This window comes from Blautia massiliensis (ex Durand et al. 2017) (assembly GCF_051861785.1).
GTDB classification, from domain to species: Bacteria; Bacillota; Clostridia; order Lachnospirales; family Lachnospiraceae; genus Blautia_A; species Blautia_A luti_A.
The window spans coordinates 1,434,748-1,451,560 of sequence record NZ_CP146725.1; the positions used below are offsets into that span (position 1 = coordinate 1,434,748).

15 protein-coding genes are annotated in these 16,813 nt (G+C 45.1%); 7 read left to right on the plus strand and 8 right to left on the minus strand.

Features of this window, described 5'->3' with window-relative positions; translation table 11 throughout:
- Positions 1-220: 220 nt before the first annotated feature.
- Positions 221-2,014 (plus strand): flavin reductase, encoded by a 1,794-nt coding sequence (locus tag V9W66_RS06945; RefSeq protein WP_144100278.1) that lies wholly within the window; start codon positions 221-223, stop codon positions 2,012-2,014.
- Positions 2,015-2,235: 221 nt separating this feature from the next.
- Here the strand turns inward: V9W66_RS06945 and V9W66_RS06950 are convergent, their stop codons facing one another.
- On the minus strand, positions 2,236-3,366 hold the full coding sequence (locus V9W66_RS06950; RefSeq protein ID WP_144093777.1) for a glycerate kinase family protein: 1,131 nt from the start codon (positions 3,364-3,366) through the stop codon (positions 2,236-2,238).
- A gap of 183 nt (positions 3,367-3,549) precedes the next feature.
- Between V9W66_RS06950 and V9W66_RS06955 the strand changes: the two genes are divergently transcribed.
- Positions 3,550-3,720, plus strand: a complete 171-nt coding sequence (locus tag V9W66_RS06955) for a helix-turn-helix domain-containing protein (protein ID WP_227945638.1) — start codon at positions 3,550-3,552, stop codon at positions 3,718-3,720.
- A gap of 13 nt (positions 3,721-3,733) precedes the next feature.
- On the opposite strand, the gene V9W66_RS06960 is transcribed toward V9W66_RS06955, so the two are convergent.
- A complete protein-coding gene (locus V9W66_RS06960) occupies positions 3,734-4,006 on the minus strand; it encodes an acylphosphatase (protein ID WP_144093778.1) in 273 nt (90 codons plus the stop codon).
- 249 nt (positions 4,007-4,255) lie between these two features.
- On the opposite strand from V9W66_RS06960, the gene V9W66_RS06965 reads away from it, so the two are divergent.
- Complete coding sequence (locus V9W66_RS06965; protein ID WP_015525528.1) at positions 4,256-4,774, plus strand: nitroreductase family protein; 519 nt, start codon at positions 4,256-4,258, stop codon at positions 4,772-4,774.
- Positions 4,775-4,828: 54 nt separating this feature from the next.
- On the opposite strand, the gene V9W66_RS06970 is transcribed toward V9W66_RS06965, so the two are convergent.
- Together V9W66_RS06970 and V9W66_RS06975 are read right to left on the minus strand one after the other, a co-directional pair.
- Positions 4,829-5,740: a LysR family transcriptional regulator gene (locus V9W66_RS06970; protein WP_144093779.1), complete on the minus strand. Its 912-nt coding sequence runs from the start codon at positions 5,738-5,740 to the stop codon at positions 4,829-4,831.
- 77 nt (positions 5,741-5,817) lie between these two features.
- Positions 5,818-6,771, minus strand: a complete 954-nt coding sequence (locus V9W66_RS06975; RefSeq protein WP_243121656.1) for a hypothetical protein — start codon at positions 6,769-6,771, stop codon at positions 5,818-5,820.
- A 365-nt stretch (positions 6,772-7,136) separates the two neighbouring features.
- Between V9W66_RS06975 and V9W66_RS06980 the strand changes: the two genes are divergently transcribed.
- Positions 7,137-8,228: a DnaJ C-terminal domain-containing protein gene (locus V9W66_RS06980; RefSeq protein ID WP_144093780.1), complete on the plus strand. Its 1,092-nt coding sequence runs from the start codon at positions 7,137-7,139 to the stop codon at positions 8,226-8,228.
- A gap of 91 nt (positions 8,229-8,319) precedes the next feature.
- On the opposite strand, the gene V9W66_RS06985 is transcribed toward V9W66_RS06980, so the two are convergent.
- Together V9W66_RS06985 and V9W66_RS06990 are read right to left on the minus strand one after the other, a co-directional pair.
- A complete protein-coding gene (locus V9W66_RS06985) occupies positions 8,320-9,411 on the minus strand; it encodes a PTS transporter subunit IIC (protein WP_144093781.1) in 1,092 nt (363 codons plus the stop codon).
- Between the two features lie 49 nt (positions 9,412-9,460).
- Positions 9,461-10,585 (minus strand): aldo/keto reductase, encoded by a 1,125-nt coding sequence (locus V9W66_RS06990; RefSeq protein WP_144093782.1) that lies wholly within the window; start codon positions 10,583-10,585, stop codon positions 9,461-9,463.
- 339 nt (positions 10,586-10,924) lie between these two features.
- Here V9W66_RS06990 and V9W66_RS06995 point away from each other — a divergent pair, with 339 nt between their 5' ends.
- Positions 10,925-11,770: an AraC family transcriptional regulator gene (locus tag V9W66_RS06995; RefSeq protein WP_144093783.1), complete on the plus strand. Its 846-nt coding sequence runs from the start codon at positions 10,925-10,927 to the stop codon at positions 11,768-11,770.
- A gap of 15 nt (positions 11,771-11,785) precedes the next feature.
- On the opposite strand, the gene V9W66_RS07000 is transcribed toward V9W66_RS06995, so the two are convergent.
- The gene (locus V9W66_RS07000; protein ID WP_243121657.1) at positions 11,786-13,417 is read right to left on the minus strand and encodes a glycoside hydrolase family 36 protein; all 1,632 of its coding nucleotides are present in this window, start codon (positions 13,415-13,417) and stop codon (positions 11,786-11,788) included.
- 517 nt (positions 13,418-13,934) lie between these two features.
- On the opposite strand from V9W66_RS07000, the gene V9W66_RS07005 reads away from it, so the two are divergent.
- Entirely contained in the window at positions 13,935-14,387 is a 453-nt protein-coding gene (locus V9W66_RS07005; protein ID WP_015525518.1) for an Hsp20/alpha crystallin family protein, read from the plus strand.
- A gap of 368 nt (positions 14,388-14,755) precedes the next feature.
- Positions 14,756-15,400 (plus strand): orotate phosphoribosyltransferase, encoded by a 645-nt coding sequence (locus V9W66_RS07010; protein WP_144093785.1) that lies wholly within the window; start codon positions 14,756-14,758, stop codon positions 15,398-15,400.
- 69 nt (positions 15,401-15,469) lie between these two features.
- On the opposite strand, the gene V9W66_RS07015 is transcribed toward V9W66_RS07010, so the two are convergent.
- The gene (locus V9W66_RS07015; RefSeq protein ID WP_144093786.1) at positions 15,470-16,471 is read right to left on the minus strand and encodes a hypothetical protein; all 1,002 of its coding nucleotides are present in this window, start codon (positions 16,469-16,471) and stop codon (positions 15,470-15,472) included.
- Between the last annotated feature and the right edge of the window lie 342 nt (positions 16,472-16,813).

Sequence of the window (16,813 nt, forward strand, 5' to 3'; positions counted from 1 at the left end):
AGAGGACTCTCAAATCAAATATCCGCATTTTATTTTGCTGCATGTTTCTGATTTTATACCAGCACGAAAAAAATGTAAAGTCTGGAAATTTTTCCTGTTTTGTTGTATTTGCAACAGTTTTTGTCATCAATTTCTGTTATATTTTTATCAAAGTTAAGAAACAAACAAATCACTGAAGCATATAAACAAATCCACCATGGAAAGAAAAGAGGAATCGCTCATGAAAATCACAGATACCATCAAATATGTAGGCGTTAATGATCATCAGGTTGACCTTTTTGAGGGCCAGTACAAAGTGCCGAACGGCATGTCCTACAACTCCTATGTGATCCTGGACGAAAAAATTGCGGTTATGGATACGGTAGATGCAAATTTTACTCACGAATGGCTTGATAATATCCAGAAAGTTCTGGGTGACCGGAAACCGGATTATCTGATCGTACAGCATATGGAACCGGATCACGCAGCCAACATCGCAAACTTCCTGAAGGCTTATCCGGACACCATCGTTGTTTCCAACAAAAAAGCCTTCGCCATGATGCAGAACTTCTTTGACCTAGATCTGGAAGGTCATCAGATCATCGTAGATAACGGCGGAACCCTTTCCCTTGGAAAACACGATCTGACTTTTGTATTTGCACCGATGGTTCACTGGCCGGAGGTTATGGTCACTTATGACAGCACAGAAAAGGTTCTTTTTTCCGCAGACGGCTTCGGAAAATTCGGTGCCCTGGATGCAGAGGAACCATGGGACGATGAGGCAAGAAGATACTATATTGGCATCGTTGGAAAATATGGTGTGCAGGTGCAGAACCTTCTGAAAGCAGCCGCAACTCTGGATATCCAGACCATCTGCCCGCTCCACGGACCGGTTCTTACTGAAGATCTTGGACATTATATCAGTCTCTATGATACCTGGTCTTCCTATACACCGGAGGATGACGGAATCGTGATCGCCTACACTTCCGTTTACGGCCACACAAGAACAGCAGTCGCACAGCTTGCCGATAAATTCCGTGCCAAAGGATGTCCGCGTGTTCTGATCTATGACCTTGCAAGAGATGATATGTCCCAGGCACTGAGCGATGCTTTCCGTTACTCCAAGCTGGTTCTCGCAACCACCACATATAATGCAGGTATCTATCCGTTTATGAACGACTTTATTACCCGTCTGGCAGAGCACAACTTCCAGAACCGCACGGTAGGACTGATTGAAAACGGAAGCTGGGCACCGCTGGCAGCGAAGGTCATGAAAGAAATGCTTTCCAAATGCAAAAAGATCAACTGGCTGAATACCACAGTTAAGATCATGTCTGCAGTAAACGAAGAAAACCGCAGACAGATGGAAGCTATGGCTGATGAGCTCTGCCAGGAATACATTGCAAAAAGCGATGATCTTGCCAACAAAAATGATATGACCGCTCTGTTCCGCATCGGTTACGGCCTCTATGTGGTAACCTCCAACGATGGCAAAAAGGACAACGGTCTGATCGTCAATACCGTTACACAGCTTACCGACAACCCATATCGCGTGGCTGTCAACATCAACAAGGCAAACTACTCTCACCACGTGATTCAGCAGACCGGTATCATGAACGTAAACTGCCTGTCCACAGATGCTCCGTTCTCTGTTTTTGAGCAGTTCGGCTTCCAGTCCGGCAGAAACACCGATAAATTTGCCGGCCAGAAAGTAAACCACTCCGACAACGGCCTGGTATTCCTGGACAAATATATCAATGCTTTCATGTCCCTGAAGGTAGAAAACTATGTGGATCTCGGCACTCACGGAATGTTCATCTGCAGCGTCACAGAGGCCCGTGTCATGAGCGATCAGGATACCATGACTTACACCTACTACCAGAAACATGTAAAGCCAAAGCCACAGACCGAGGGCAAAAAAGGCTGGGTATGCAAAGTCTGCGGATACATCTATGAAGGCGATGAACTTCCGGAAGATATCATCTGCCCGCTGTGCAAGCATGGCGCTGTGGATTTTGAGCCGATCGAAGGATAAGACTGAAATCCCCATAAATTGATTTAATCCGGTTACAGCTCCCTTATTTTTACAAATTATAAACCACAAAAAAGACAGGCTTCTGAGGTGGCCTGTCTTTTTTGTATTATCATCCAATGTCTTCTCAGCGTCTTTCACCAAATTTATTCTTACAGCAGATCAGACACTCACGCTCTGTATTTCTGCAGGAATCCTGAAATTTACGGATTACATGCCTTTATTTATTTCATCAGTCTGATAACCTGCTCTGCAGTATCTGCCAGATTCTGCTTTGCATTCTCATTTTTCATGGCCTCATCCAGAGTTACCACTCCGCGGAGGATCGGGAAAAAGGCATCGATCCCTGCATCGTTGCAGGCTCTTGCGTCACGCTGTACGGCACCTGCAAAGGCGATCACTTTTTTGCCATATTTCTTTGCAAGCTTTGCAACACCTACCGGCGCTTTTCCCATGGCTGTCTGTCCATCCATACGTCCCTCACCTGTGATCACAAGATCCGCATCTTTGATGTAGTCCTCAAGTTTTGTCTCATCCAGCACGATGTTGATCCCGGATTCCAGGACTGCATCGGTAAAGGTCAGGAATGCAAATCCCATTCCGCCGGCAGCACCTGTTCCCGGATACTTTGCATCTGCTTTCGGAAAACGCTCCTTTGCAAGCTCTGCGTAAGCACCCAGCCACTGATCCATGTCCTGGATCATCTCCGGCGTAGCACCCTTCTGCGGTCCGTAGATGGAACTGCATCCAAGCTCTCCGCAAAGAGGATTTGTGACATCACAGGCAACACGAAATTTACATTCTGCAAGCTCCGGGATCACATAGGCAGCTGTGATCTCTGTGATGTCTTTCAGGCCCCTTGCTCCCGGAAGGACCTGCTTTCCGTCTTTATCCAGAAATGCATAGCCAAGTGCCTGAAGCATTCCCACACCACCGTCATTGGTGGCGCTTCCGCCGATACCCACAATAAATCTGCGGCAGCCTTTTTCGATGGCGTCCTTGATCACCTCACCGACACCGTAGGTTGTGGTATAAAGAGGATTTCTTTTTTCGTCCGGCACCTGCGTGATCCCTGCTGCACCAGCCATTTCGATCACTGCGGTCTTTGTGCTTTCGATGATGCCATACTCACAGATCACCGGCTCGCCAAGAGGCCCCGTAACCTTTACGTGCTCTGTTTTTCCGTTCATTCCTGCGACAAGGGCTTCCACGGTTCCCTCTCCACCGTCTGCCAGTGGTCTTACCTGAACTTCTGCGTCCGCATCCACACGATGGATACCTTCAGCAGCTGCAAAGCCTGCCTCCATGGATGTCATACTGCCCTTAAAAGAATCGATCGCTGTTACTACCTTCATTTTATTTTCCTCCTGTATGATTTTTATGTAAAGCTGATATCCGTACTCTCCGTTCTATCATTCCGTGTACCCGAAACGTGAAATGTTCATTTACGTTTCAGGCGGATATTCTCTGCGCAGCTCTGCAGCCAAATAACTGTTCTGCTGTTTAGTTATCAGCTGTCCCCGGATGAAAAGAACCTTCTGCGAACTTATTTTTCCCTGGAAATGTCTCTGGCTGATGCCGCAGAAAAGCTTTTTCTCCACAAAAATACTCTTCAATATAAATTAAACCACATTTATAAAAAATGTGGTCTCAATCCCCGAAAATTCCGGGACGCTGTTCTGTTGTATCTGGCACTGGAGCTGGAATGAACCGGCCATTTCACTATCCTCTCACATGAAAGCCAAACTCCTCCTCCAGTGGAATTTCCCTCGCTTCAATCCCCTCGATCTCCACAAAGCTCTGCTGAGAAAGGCGTTCTACCATCTCCCGGATTTCTTCTCTGGTTCCCTGTACTTCCATTTCCACACGATCATCCCAGAGATTCCGTACCCAGCCGGTCAGTCCCATGGACTGTGCAATATAATAGGAGCGGTAACGAAAGCCTACTCCCTGTACTCTTCCTGAAAAATAAAAATGTTTCCGAACCTTTTCCATCTGGCACCTCATATTTTCTGTCTTAACTATTCTGTCTCTGTATCTCCACCCGAAATTCTCCCGCATCCGCCGCAGGAATATCATAACCAGATTATATAATATTTCTTTATAAATTGTAAAGTTATATCCTTCTATCTATTGGAAACTATAATCATCTGCGTTATAATGGTTTTTATCAGAATAAAAAGAAACTTACTTTCTTTTGCAGGAAATATTTTCAACAAAATTTAACATCAGGAGGTAATGATCATGAATGAAAGCATCAAAAACCTGTTAGAACGCAGAAGCATCCGCGCCTACAAAAAAGAGCTTGTTCCGAAAGAAACTCTGGATACGATCCTGGAAGCGGGAGAATATTCCCCCAGCGGCATGGGACAGCAGAGCACTCTTATGGTAGTGACACAGGATCCGGAGCTGGTTGCAAGGCTTTCCAAAATGAACGCAGCTGTTATGGGCAGCACCTCAGATCCGTTCTACGGCGCCCCAACTGTGATCATTGTCTTTTCCGACAGCAAAATGGGCACCTGTGTGGAAAACGGAAGTCTTGTGATGGGAAATCTCATGAATGCCGCACATGCTCTCGGCGTGGACTCCTGCTGGATTCACCGTGCAAGAGAAGTTTTTGACTCAGAGGAAGGAAAAGAGCTGAAGAAGCAGTGGGGTGTTCCGGAGGAATATATCGGCGTGGGCCACTGTGTTCTTGGATACCGTGACTGTGAGTATCCAACAGCCAAACCGCGTAAGGATGGTTTTGTGATCCGTGTGTGATCGGCTTGTTTTTCCCTGCTTCTCCGGCTGTGATCTGTCAGATTTTATTTTCTCTTATTTCAGTGCTTTATCCTTATATCTGGAAATCTCCTCCAGATATTTTTTCCCAAGGGCACTGATGTTAACACCCCTTCTGGCAACATAACCGATTGTCATGATCTCATCGGAATCCAGCTTCACAGCACAGTAATCGGAACCATTAAGATCCTCACAGATAATACCGGAGCATAAGGTATATCCATTCAGTCCTACCATCAGGTTCAGCATAGTAGCCCTGTCATCGGCTTTGATCAGCCGTTTGTATTCATAGGTGCTCAAAACCTCCTCAGCAAAATAAAAAGAGTTATTTCCTCCCTGTTCAAAGGACAGACACGGATATTCCTTCAGTTCTTCCAGCGTGATCTTCTCACGCTTCGCCAGAGGATGCCCCTTCCACATATAAACGTAGATCCGACAGTTGAGAAGTTCGTGAAACTCCAGACCATACTCATGAAACATTTTTGTAAGTACCTTACGGTTAAAATCATTTACGTAGAGGATCCCGATCTCACTCTTGAAATTACGGACATCCTCGATGACCTGATGCGTCTTGGTCTCGTGGACCGCAAATTCGTACTCATCCATGCCGAATTGCTTTACCAGCTCCACAAAGGCATTAACTGCAAAGGTATAATGCTGCATGGAAACACTGAATTTTTTGCGTGACTGTTCCTTGGAAATATATTTGGCTTCCATCAGTTCGTACTGTTCCACCACCTGCCTTGCATACCCCAGAAATTCTTCGCCTGCAGGCGTTACGGCGATTCCTCGGTTCGTTCTTCGGAAGATCTCAACACCGGTTTCTGCTTCCAGCTCCCGGATTGCCGTGGAAAGACTGGGCTGAGAAATATAAAGGCTTTTTGCTGCCTCGTTCATAGATCCGGCTTTTGCAATTGCTATGGTATATCTGAGCTGTGCCAGAGTCATCTTTCTGCCTCCCCGTTTCTTGTTCCGGCTTTCTGTTCCTCTTCAGGCAGATCCGGCAACAAGCATCCTTTATCTTTTTATTTAAGGTAGTTCTTATCTACATATCCTTCTTTTCCAAGCTTCGGAACATATACATACCAGTAAGTACTGTCTTTCTTCTCAATGACTTCTACCGTATCTCCGTTATTCAGCTGGGCGATCTCATTGTCCTTGTCATACGCCTTTGTACTGCGCAGAGCCAGATAGCCGCTTTCCACTTTAACAGTCATGGATGGAATTGTCGTACCTGAGCCTCCGGTAAGATAGTTCCTGTCAATATAACCGGTCTTATCCAGCTGCGGAACATATACATACCAGTACTGATCGTTGCTGGTGTCCTTCACCTGAACCGTGTCACCGGTATTCAGCTGTCCGATCTCATTGCTTTCATTATAGGCTGCCTTGTTGCGAAGGGCAAGATAACCTGTTTCTACTTTAACTGTCCACAGACCACTGTTGTAAATATACCGGTTATCCACATATCCGGATTTATCAAGCCCCGGAGCATATACGTACCAGTAAGTAGAATCACTGCTGTCCTTTACAAGAACGACATCTCCGGTATTCAGACGTCCGATCTCGTTACTGTCATTGTAAGCTGCGGTACTTCGAAGAGCCAGATAGCCTTTTTTTACCTTTACTGTCCAGGAATCGTTGGAAGCTGTGGCGTTCTCGGCTATCTGGATATAGTTTTTGTCCAGATATCCGGATTTATCCAGTCTTGGCACGTATGCATACCAGTAGGTAGCGTCCTTCCGATTTGTAACTTCCACAAGATCTCCTGTATTCAGCTGTCCGATCTCATTGCCTTTGTCAAAAGCCTTCTCACTCCGGAGAGCCAGGTATCCATCTGTGACTTTGACTTTAAAAGTGGTTCCTGCTGCTGCCTTTGTCTCCCGGATCGTCGCCGGAAAAGCTGCTGCCAGTATAAGTGTCAGAAGTACCAGCCTTTTTACTGCCTTTATATTGGACAGAAGAGTTCTTTTTCTCATATTATACGCCTCCTTTTCTTTTTTGGATCTTTCTCTGATCTGCGGCTCTCTCTGTTTTTTATTTACTGAGCAGACCGCACCGGAATTTATGGTAGTATTATATCATATTTTCAGCTGATAGCTGTAAGAATCACATCTCTTATTGCAGTCCAAAATGTTCTTTTCTGCAATGCAGGTATTGACACTTTTAATTAGTAGTGTTATATTACATGTAGAACAAGATAAAAGTAATGCCCCCGGGATTTTTCCCGGGGAATTTTATACGCATACGTTCAATATATGACAGTCCGGGAGATCTGTCCTCTGAGAGGACAGATCGATCATCCGGGACGCTGCAGACTATAATATAAGGGAAGGTGAATACCATGGCAGTAAAAAGAGATTATTACGATGTTCTGGGCATTGACCGGAACGCAGATGAAAAAACAATAAAAAAAGCCTATCGTAAACTGGCCAAAAAATATCATCCGGATACAAACGCCGGTAATGCAGATGCCGCAGATAAATTTAAAGAAGTAAACGAAGCCTACGATGTCTTAAGTGATCCAAAGAAGAAAAAAATGTATGATCAGTTTGGTCATGCCGCATTTGAAGCAGGAGCTGATCCTGGAGCCGGCGCAGGTGCCGGTGGATTCGGCGGATTCCAGGGTGGCGGCAATGGCAGCTATCAGGAATTTCATTTTAACGGTGAAAATATGGACGATATTTTTGGTGATATCTTCGGAAATATGTTCCACGGCAGTCACGGCGAAAGCCGCGGTTTCGGCAGCAATGGCACATATGAGCATTTCACCGGTAACGGTGGCGGCTTTCACAGTGGATTTGGCGGAAGTGGCTTTCACAGTGGCAACGGCTTCGGCGGATTCCATCAACAGGATTTTCCGCAAAAAGGCTCTGATGTGAAGGCCAGCATCAACGTTACCTTTGATGAGGCAGCTTTTGGTGCAGATAAAAGGATCTCTCTGTCCGGTCCGGACGGAAGCTCCGGTGCACCGCAGACACTTCAGATTCATATTCCGGCAGGTATTGATACCGGCAAGAGTATCCGTCTGAAAGGAAAAGGCATGCCCGGAACCGGTGGCGGTGAGCCTGGTGACCTTCTTCTGAAGGTTACCGTAGGAACACGTCCTGGCTATGAACGAAAGGGATCGGATGTTTATACCACCATTTCTATTCCTTACACAACCGCTGTTTTCGGCGGTGAAGCCACCGTTCCCACCCTTTACGGAAATGTTATCTGTAAGATCAGGGAAGGTATGCAGTCCGGTTCCAAGATCCGCCTGAGAGGAAAAGGCATTGTTTCCATGAAGAACCCTTCCGTCCGCGGTGATCAGTATGTAACCATTCAGATCCAGGTTCCTCAGGATCTGAATTATTCCGCAAAAGAGAAACTCCATGAATATGCAAAGGCCTGTGGACTGGAACGGAGTAATGCCACCGGATCACATGTAGCATAAAAGTTAAAATAAAAGAGTATCACAAAGCTCATCACTATCAATGAGTTCCTGTGATACTCTTTTTTGATTTTAAAGTAAGATCTGATATAGCTTATGACAGCGTCATATCTCCATCTTTCACCCATCCGAGCTTACGTACAAACATATTGATCAACGGGCAGAGAACTGCCGGGAGAATAAAAGAGATCAGAAAAAGTCCTGCCCAGTCCATAGCTGTAACAGTTGTCTTGGTTCCTTCTGCAATATCATTCATCCATCCTGTATACACACCGATCTGACCTACAAAACCGCAGGTACCCATTCCTGAGGATACAGCAGTTCCGTTCATCTGAAGCCTGAACAAGCAGGTTGCAATAGGTCCTGTGATAGCAGATGTTACGATCGGAGCGATCCAGATCCTTGGATTTCTGACGATATTTCCCATCTGGAGCATGGAAGTTCCGATTCCCTGAGAGACAAGACCACCCCATTTGTTTTCCCTGAAGGACATGACCGCAAAACCTACCATCTGCGCACAGCAGCCCGCTACTGCAGCGCCGCCTGCCAGTCCGGTAAGCCCCAGAGCCGCGCAGATCGCAGCAGAAGAGATCGGCAGCGTCAGTGCGATTCCAACAAATACAGAAACCAGGATTCCCATAAAGAATGGCTGCAGATCTGTTGCCCACATGATCACGCTTCCTACCTTCATAGCAGCTTTTCCAAGGGCCGGTGCCCACCATGCGGAAAGACCTACGCCCACACCGATGGTTACAAGAGGCGTTACAAGGATATCGATCTTTGTTTCCTTTGAAACTGCCTTACCGATCTCAGCTGCAACAATGGCAACAAACAGTACAGCCAGAGGACCGCCTGCTCCGCCAAGTGCGTTGGAGGCAAATCCAACAGTGATCAGCGAAAACAATACCAGCGGAGGGCAATGCAAGGCGTAACCGATGGCTACTGCCATGGCAGGGCCGCTCATGGCAGATGCCAGAGAACCTACTGTGTACTGGGTATCATTGACTGTGGCAACTGCCATAGTCAGAAACGGAATGTGAAACTGTGTGCCAATGGTGTTGATGATCGTACCGATCAGCAGGGAACAGAAAAGTCCCTGTGCCATAGCTCCCAGTGCATCGATACCATATCTCTTCAGAGAGATCTCAATATCCTTCCGTTTCAGAAATGCTTTGAATTTTTCCATTTTTAAACTCTCTCCTTACCCTGATCCGCTTCCTGCCGGATCAGTTCCTTTATTTGCAAAAAGCCTCGCTTACTTTCTCAAGTTCCTCGCGGATGGAAATATGCTGCGGACATACTTCCTCACACTGTCCGCATTTTACACATTCATCTGCACGCTTTCTGCCATGACTGACTACCAGCCAGTCTTCCTGATGCGCTGCGGCGGCTTTATTTCCGTACAATGTCAGATAATTCATTGCTGTAAAAGAACCGGAAATTCCGATTTCCATCGGACAGACCTTTGCACAGTAGTTACAGGTTGTGCATGGGATCAGAGGAATTTTGCTCATAGCCTCTCTTGCCTTATCAAGAGTCTCCTTCTCACTGTCAGTAAGGCCATTGAAATCCTTCATAAAGGAAAGGTTATCCTCCATCTGTCCAACATTGCTCATTCCGGAAAGTACGGTGATCACGCCTTCCAGATTTGCCGCAAAACGGATCGCCCAGGATGCTGTAGATGCTTCCGGCTCTGCTTCCTTCAGAAGCTTTTCCACTGCTTCCGGCGGAGTTGCAAGCATGCCGCCTTTTACAGGTTCCATGATAATGACCGGTTTTCCATGTTTTCTGGCTACCTCGTAGCAGGCTCTTGACTGGATCGCCGGATTTTCCCAGTCTGCGTAATTGATCTGCAGCTGTACAAATTCCATTTCCGGATGTGCAGTGAGAAGTGCATCCAGCTCCTCCGGTGTGGAGTGGAACGAAAATCCTGCATGTCTGATCAGACCGGCTTCCTTCTGTTCACGGATCCAGTCCCATAAACCGTACTCATCAAAATATTTTGTTCTGTGCTCTCCAAGATTGTGGAGAAGATAAAAGTCGAAATATCCTGCCTTTGTTCTCTCCAGAGATGTTTTAAACTGTGCAAGAGCTTCATCTCTTGTCTTGCAGTTGATCCAGGCTGCCATCTTGGTGGCTAGCTGATATTTTTCTCTCGGATAACGCTCTACCAGCGCTTCGCGGATAGCATCTTCGCTTCCTGCATAAGCCCATGCTGTATCAAAATATGTAAATCCGGCTTTCATAAATTTGTCCACCATGACTTTGGTCTGCTCCACATCGATCACACCTTCTGATTTCTGCGGAAGTCTCATAAGGCCAAAACCAAGTTTTTTGATTTCTTCACCTAAATATGACATATCTTTCTCCTTTCTTATTACATACCGGAAAATTCTTCATATCATCTGATATATCACCGGATAAGCAATATTTCTGACGCAGATATCTCCCGGACCGTTATATTTTTGCCACAGAAAAGCTGCGTTTCTCCTATTATAACGATATTTTTCCTGGTGGTAAACCTTTTTCTTTTACAAGTGTCAAGACAACACCAGGATATAAAAAACAGCTGCCGCACGTTTATTGCACGGCAACTGTCTTTTGTCCTATCGGTTCATCTTTGTTCTTTACACCTCAGATCAAATATTTTAAACTGATATTACTTATAATAACCATATATCGAAAGGCAGAAAACTCTCATGAAAAACAAGCAGGTCATGAACCGCCAGACTTCATCAAAAGAACTTCATCTTATTTCCTGCGGCTGGGAAAAATGTACACCGGAGCAGTCCTATGGTCCAGGTGTACGGCGGTATTACACCATTCACTTTGTGCTGAGCGGGCAGGGCTATTTCTATATGAATAACCGGAAGTATACCCTGAAAGCCGGACAGTGCTTTTTCATTCCTCCTATGACCAGCTCTCTCTACAAAACGGAACCTTCTGATCCCTGGACTTACATCTGGATCTGCTTCAACGGGGAAAACGCTCCAACGCTTTGCGAGCACTGCCATCTTACCGGGGAAACTCCGGTCCAGCAGCTGAATTCGGTTCTTCCATATCAGGAAACTATTCTTGAAATGATGGCTCATCCACAACTGACGCCTTCCGGTGAGGCCTATATCCAGAGCGGTCTTTACCGGATCATTGCCCTGCTGGAGGAAGAATTTCATGCTTCCTACACCACCATGGAATCCAACGATAATTTTTACATCACACAGGCTGTTGATTACATCAAAAAAAGTCCGCTGCAGAATATCACTGTGACAGATGTTGCTGACTATCTCCATATCAGCCGAAGCCACCTTTACGGACTTTTTAAAAAACATCTTGGAACCACACCCCAAGCATTCCTGACTTCAGCCAAGATCATCAACGCCCGGGAGCTTCTGACCATCACGGATATCCCTGTCTCCAGCGTGGCGTTCTCCTGCGGATATCAAAATCCATTTGCCTTCTCCCGTGCCTTCAAAAAAGAAACCGGCATGACGCCACGGGAATACCGGGAAAAATATCATCATGCCGAGGATCTTCTGGATTGCTGAACCACTTTTCCTGATTTACGGAACAACTACCTTGGCATTATAGTATTCCACCGCAGCATCCATGGTCGGACCTTCGTTGTCAAACCAGTCATAAGTGATGGTTTTGCCGTTTTCTCCCCATACCTCCGGGCAGTCGATTTCTTCCCAGTCAAGCGGAACAAAATGCTCTTCCTGTTCTGATGCACGCAGCATGATCTGATGCAGCTCCTCAAATTCCTCCGGATTCAAAACTCCAGGTTTTGCGGATACAAACAGTGGTGTACCGCTCTTTGCAAGAACGTCTGCCCACTGACGATTTTTCTCCCATGGGATCATTCCGAAAATACCGACACAGTCTGCATCAATATGGTAAAACGTATTGTGCTGCGGAAGACGGAATGCCAGCGTATTTACGCCCATTCGTCTGGTACGCTCCCAGATACGTCCGCTGGTATCGTCACCGGTCCGGTTCAGATGCATCAGGCCTGCGCCGAGATGTCCGATGGTATTGCAGCCGATGATCACTGCGTTGTTGCTCCGGGAAGCATCATAAATCTCCTGATAAAGCATTTTTACGATTTCTGCGCTGGTTTTGGTCGGATCATAAAAATGCCATTTCTCCATGGAATTGTCTCTTAAATTCGCCTCAAATCCCCATTTCCCAAAGAGATCAAAGGTAGAAAAATCATGCTTGATCAACGTGTATCCCCAATCACAAATCCTCTCGATATCTTTACGGATATATTCCAGTGCATCCGGGTGGGACGGATCGAGACAGCCATTATAGGAAATCCTCCACTCATTCGGGATATTCTCATCTTCATTAAGAAGCAGACGGACCCAGATACCCGGGCGGACACCTTTTTTCTCCAGCTTGTCTGCAAGACCTTTCATATCCGGAAATCTGTCATTGCCTTTTGTCCATGGTCCACCGTTGTATTCATCCAGGCGGTGATGTTCCTGCCAACAGTCATCAATGACCATGAACGGAGGATTTTTTACACCTTCGGTCAGTTTCAGGATATAATCGGTATCACTTAAGATCTCCTCTTCGGAGCTGTCACCGTAAGCATAGTACCAGTTATTGCTTCCATATACCGGAAACTCCGGGAAGATCGGATCTGTACACATTTTTTCACAGAATTTCTGTGCAGTTTCAAAAGTATCTGCTCCTTCTGCTTCCATACAGACGATCTGCGCGGCACACAGCTTTCTTCCTTTCAGCTGTACTCCTGTATTTCCGCAGCGAACATCCAGAAACAAAGTAATTCCTTTGGTATCCACCTGCCAGCAGCACATAGCAGAAGGACGGACCTTTACGCCAAAGCAGAGAACCTTCTCAGAAAGCTTCGCCAGAAAATACCATGGCAGATAACGGTTTCCGCTCATTCCATACCATTCCGCATCACCATAGGTACGTTCCCAGGCATCTCCCAGAAATCTGGCTGATTTCGGGATCTTATAGTTCCATCTCAGCTTCACACATCTCACTGCATCCTCGGATGTGACAAATATATCCTCATGTTCACCTGCGTCCTGAAATTCCACAGTAGTTGCACCGGCAGCTACTGTCGTCTGCCCTCCCTGGCACACAAGTCTCTCCTCTTCTGTTTCCACTGTTACATAATCCGGTACCCCAAGCTTAAAATCTGCATATTTTTTCTGCATTATTCTCTCCTCCTGTACTTTTTCATTTACATTTTGCTTTACCTGCATACTCATGAATACTGTCTTTCTATCGTCTGTTCAACTCAGAAGAATGTACGAAAAATTTTTTTAATACATTTTGTCTATATGCCTTATTATATTGATTTTTTTGGTTTTTTCTATGCTTTAAAGTTATTATAACATTGCAGAATGTTCAATCTGCATAAGCTTATCAGTCCTTGTCCCATCCGCTTTTTAATATAAGAACATAAAGGACTAAAGGTGGAAATTAGTTTTTCATTTTACGGGACACAAATTCTTCACAGTTTTTTTAGCACTCACCTCTTGACTTTGCTAGCAACATGTGTTATATTACATATAGAACAAAGGAAGAGATAAAAAAAGAACTTCCAGATGTTCAGAGTAAAACCAAACGATCACCACTGCGGAATAACCCGAAGTGGTAACTATATACCGACAACAGTTGGATTTCTTGATCCACCGGAACGGCTTTTCAATTTGAAAGGAGAAATGACTTATGATGTTCCCGAGTGTATTTGGAGAAAACTTATTTGATGACTGGATGGATGATTTTGGATTCAGAGATAATTTCTTTAGCGGAAAAAACCCTCTTTATGGCAAACATGCAAAAAATATCATGAAAACGGATGTACGTGAAACAGATAAAGGCTATGAGCTGGATGTAGATCTTCCAGGATTTAAGAAAGATGAAGTACAGGTACAGCTGAAGGATGGTTATCTTACCATCTCCGCTGCCAAGGGTCTTGACAAAGACGAGGAAGACAAGAAAGGCAATTATATCCGCCGTGAACGTTATGCCGGCAGCACAAGCAGAAGCTTCTATGTTGGTAATGGTGTAAAAAACGAAGATGTCCATGCAAAATTTGAGAACGGTGTTCTGAGACTTTCTATTCCGAAAAAAGCAGCTGAAGAGATTGAAGCTGATAAATATGTATCTATTGAAGGCTGACATTGACTCACTCTCACAGGAGGAGGATCCACAGGGATTCTCCTCCTCTTTTTTATACGCAATAATACATATGACACTCTCTTTCCAATTTACTACGTACTCACAAGTACTTTCACTCTATAGTAATGATCCTATTGTCAAAGTTTTCATGATATTGGATATTTTTTAACAAATATGCTTGATTTTTTGAATATTTTTTATATATTTCGCATTATATTATTTCATTTTTTTGGAATTAATGGTATAATATGCACAGCTAATCGGATATTTGCGATCCGCATTCGGTTAAATAAATCTGTTTCGTAATCCTTCAGGATAATTCTCCTGAACAACCACGTAAAACACGATCACGACAGGAGGTATTTATTATGGATCAGGACAACATCATAAAAATTTATGCACGCAATGACAACCGCATACAGCTTAAAATGATTCCGGGACACTTCGTAACATCCCAGTCCCATATCACACACTACCTGGATCTCACCACCATGAAATCCAGATGCGCTGAAGCACAGCGTATTGCATCCGCTCTCGCAGCAAATTACGAAGCATCCATTCCGGTAGACACCATCGTCTGCATGGACGGACTTGAAGTGATCGGTGCTTATCTCGCCGAAGAACTGACCAAGGCCGGCGTTCTTTCCATGAATGCACACCAGACCATCTACGTCATCACCCCTGAGTTCAACAGCACCGGACAGATGATCTTCCGCGACAACTATGAACCAATGATCAATGGAAAAAACATCCTCATCCTAAATGGTTCCATCACCACCGGATCCACATTGAACCGAGCTATCGAAAGCGTTCTGTACTATGGCGGTAAGATCCGCGGCGTGGCAGCCATCTACAGCAGTGTAGACAGTGTAGCCACACTCCCTGTCCACTCTATCTTCCAGGCCAGAGACATCCCGGACTATCACTCCTACCGCTCTGACAACTGCCCACTGTGCAAAAACCACCAGAAGATCGATGCTATTGTCAGCAGTTACGGATATTCTGTATTATAAGATTCAGATCAATCAACGAATCCCCCATGGATAGCAAAACCAGTGGGGGATTCTCTTTATCTTTTCTTATTATAATTGATATTCTCTGTACATGGCTTCACGCATTTCTTTATCTGTAACAACCTTCTGGATCTCATTACCACGATCATCAAGTATAAGCCTGTTGATCAGAACACTCAGTCGTTCTTCCCCCTGGGCCATTCCCCGGGCCATTCCCTGGGCCATTCCCTGAGCCATTCCCTGAGCCATTCCCTGAGCCATTCCCTGTTCTCGCCCCAGTGCTTCAGCCTGTTCTTTAGCTTCCGCCATCAGTCTTGCCCTTTTCTCAGATTCCAGTTCCAGAACATGTCCACCCATAATCTCACCTATTCCTTTCCGGACTTTCTCCTCATTTCTGAAAATATGATCAGATATCCGAGTTATCAGTCCAATCAGATCACTGAACAGTTCAGACCTTCCAGATTCAGTGATCTCTACCTCCAGTTTACTCCGGATCACTTCATATTCATTCAGTAATTCCTGAAAAAGTTGTGGATCCTCACTCATCTCATGCCCTCTTTTTTCATATCGCATGATATAAAAAGGAAGCAGCATAAGAAGACTCTTTTCAAATATCTTATCTTTTGTATAATTCTCTACTTTAATGGCAGGCACTCTGTACAAATGACATCCCCCATCCGGAAAAACCACATCCACTTCCAGAAAATCCGGCGTATTCCTACTATTTCTCAGATACAACACACAAGAACGTGGAAACTCCATCCGATACCTCCGTCCCTGCTTTCTGGCAAACTCAACAGCAGTTGCAAAATCATACTCTATCATCCGTACAGCCATTGTCGTGTCATCCGTACTCTGACATTCTATATGATAAATCCTGTTTCCGATCAACAGCCGCGAATCCGTAATAATCTCACCATCCACCCGCTGATACTCATTACGTAGCTGCACAATCTCCACATCAGCCGGGTATGATGTATGAAAAACATCATTGATCAAAGGCACGACCAGAAACGTCATTTTCTCCATCATAGTACGAAAAACATCATCAAAAATCGTATTATCTCTCAAACAATACTCCTTCTGGTATATACAATTATACCATCAGCCAAACACTTCAGAAACCCTGTATACAGTTTTTATAAATATTTTTTGAAAAAACGCTTCAGACATTGAAGCAAAAAGAAACCAAATAAATGGTTAGATCTTATAAGATATACAAATCATACCACACATCCCACCACAACACCACAAAAACCCATCTCCAAATTTCGACACCACCTTCCAACGTCCAGCAACGCGCCGACATTCACAACCTCCCTCCAAACCACATGGAATCTCAATCTTCCAAACTACAGGCGTCCAGCAACGCGCCGACGCTCACAACCTCCCTCCAAACCACATGGAATCTCA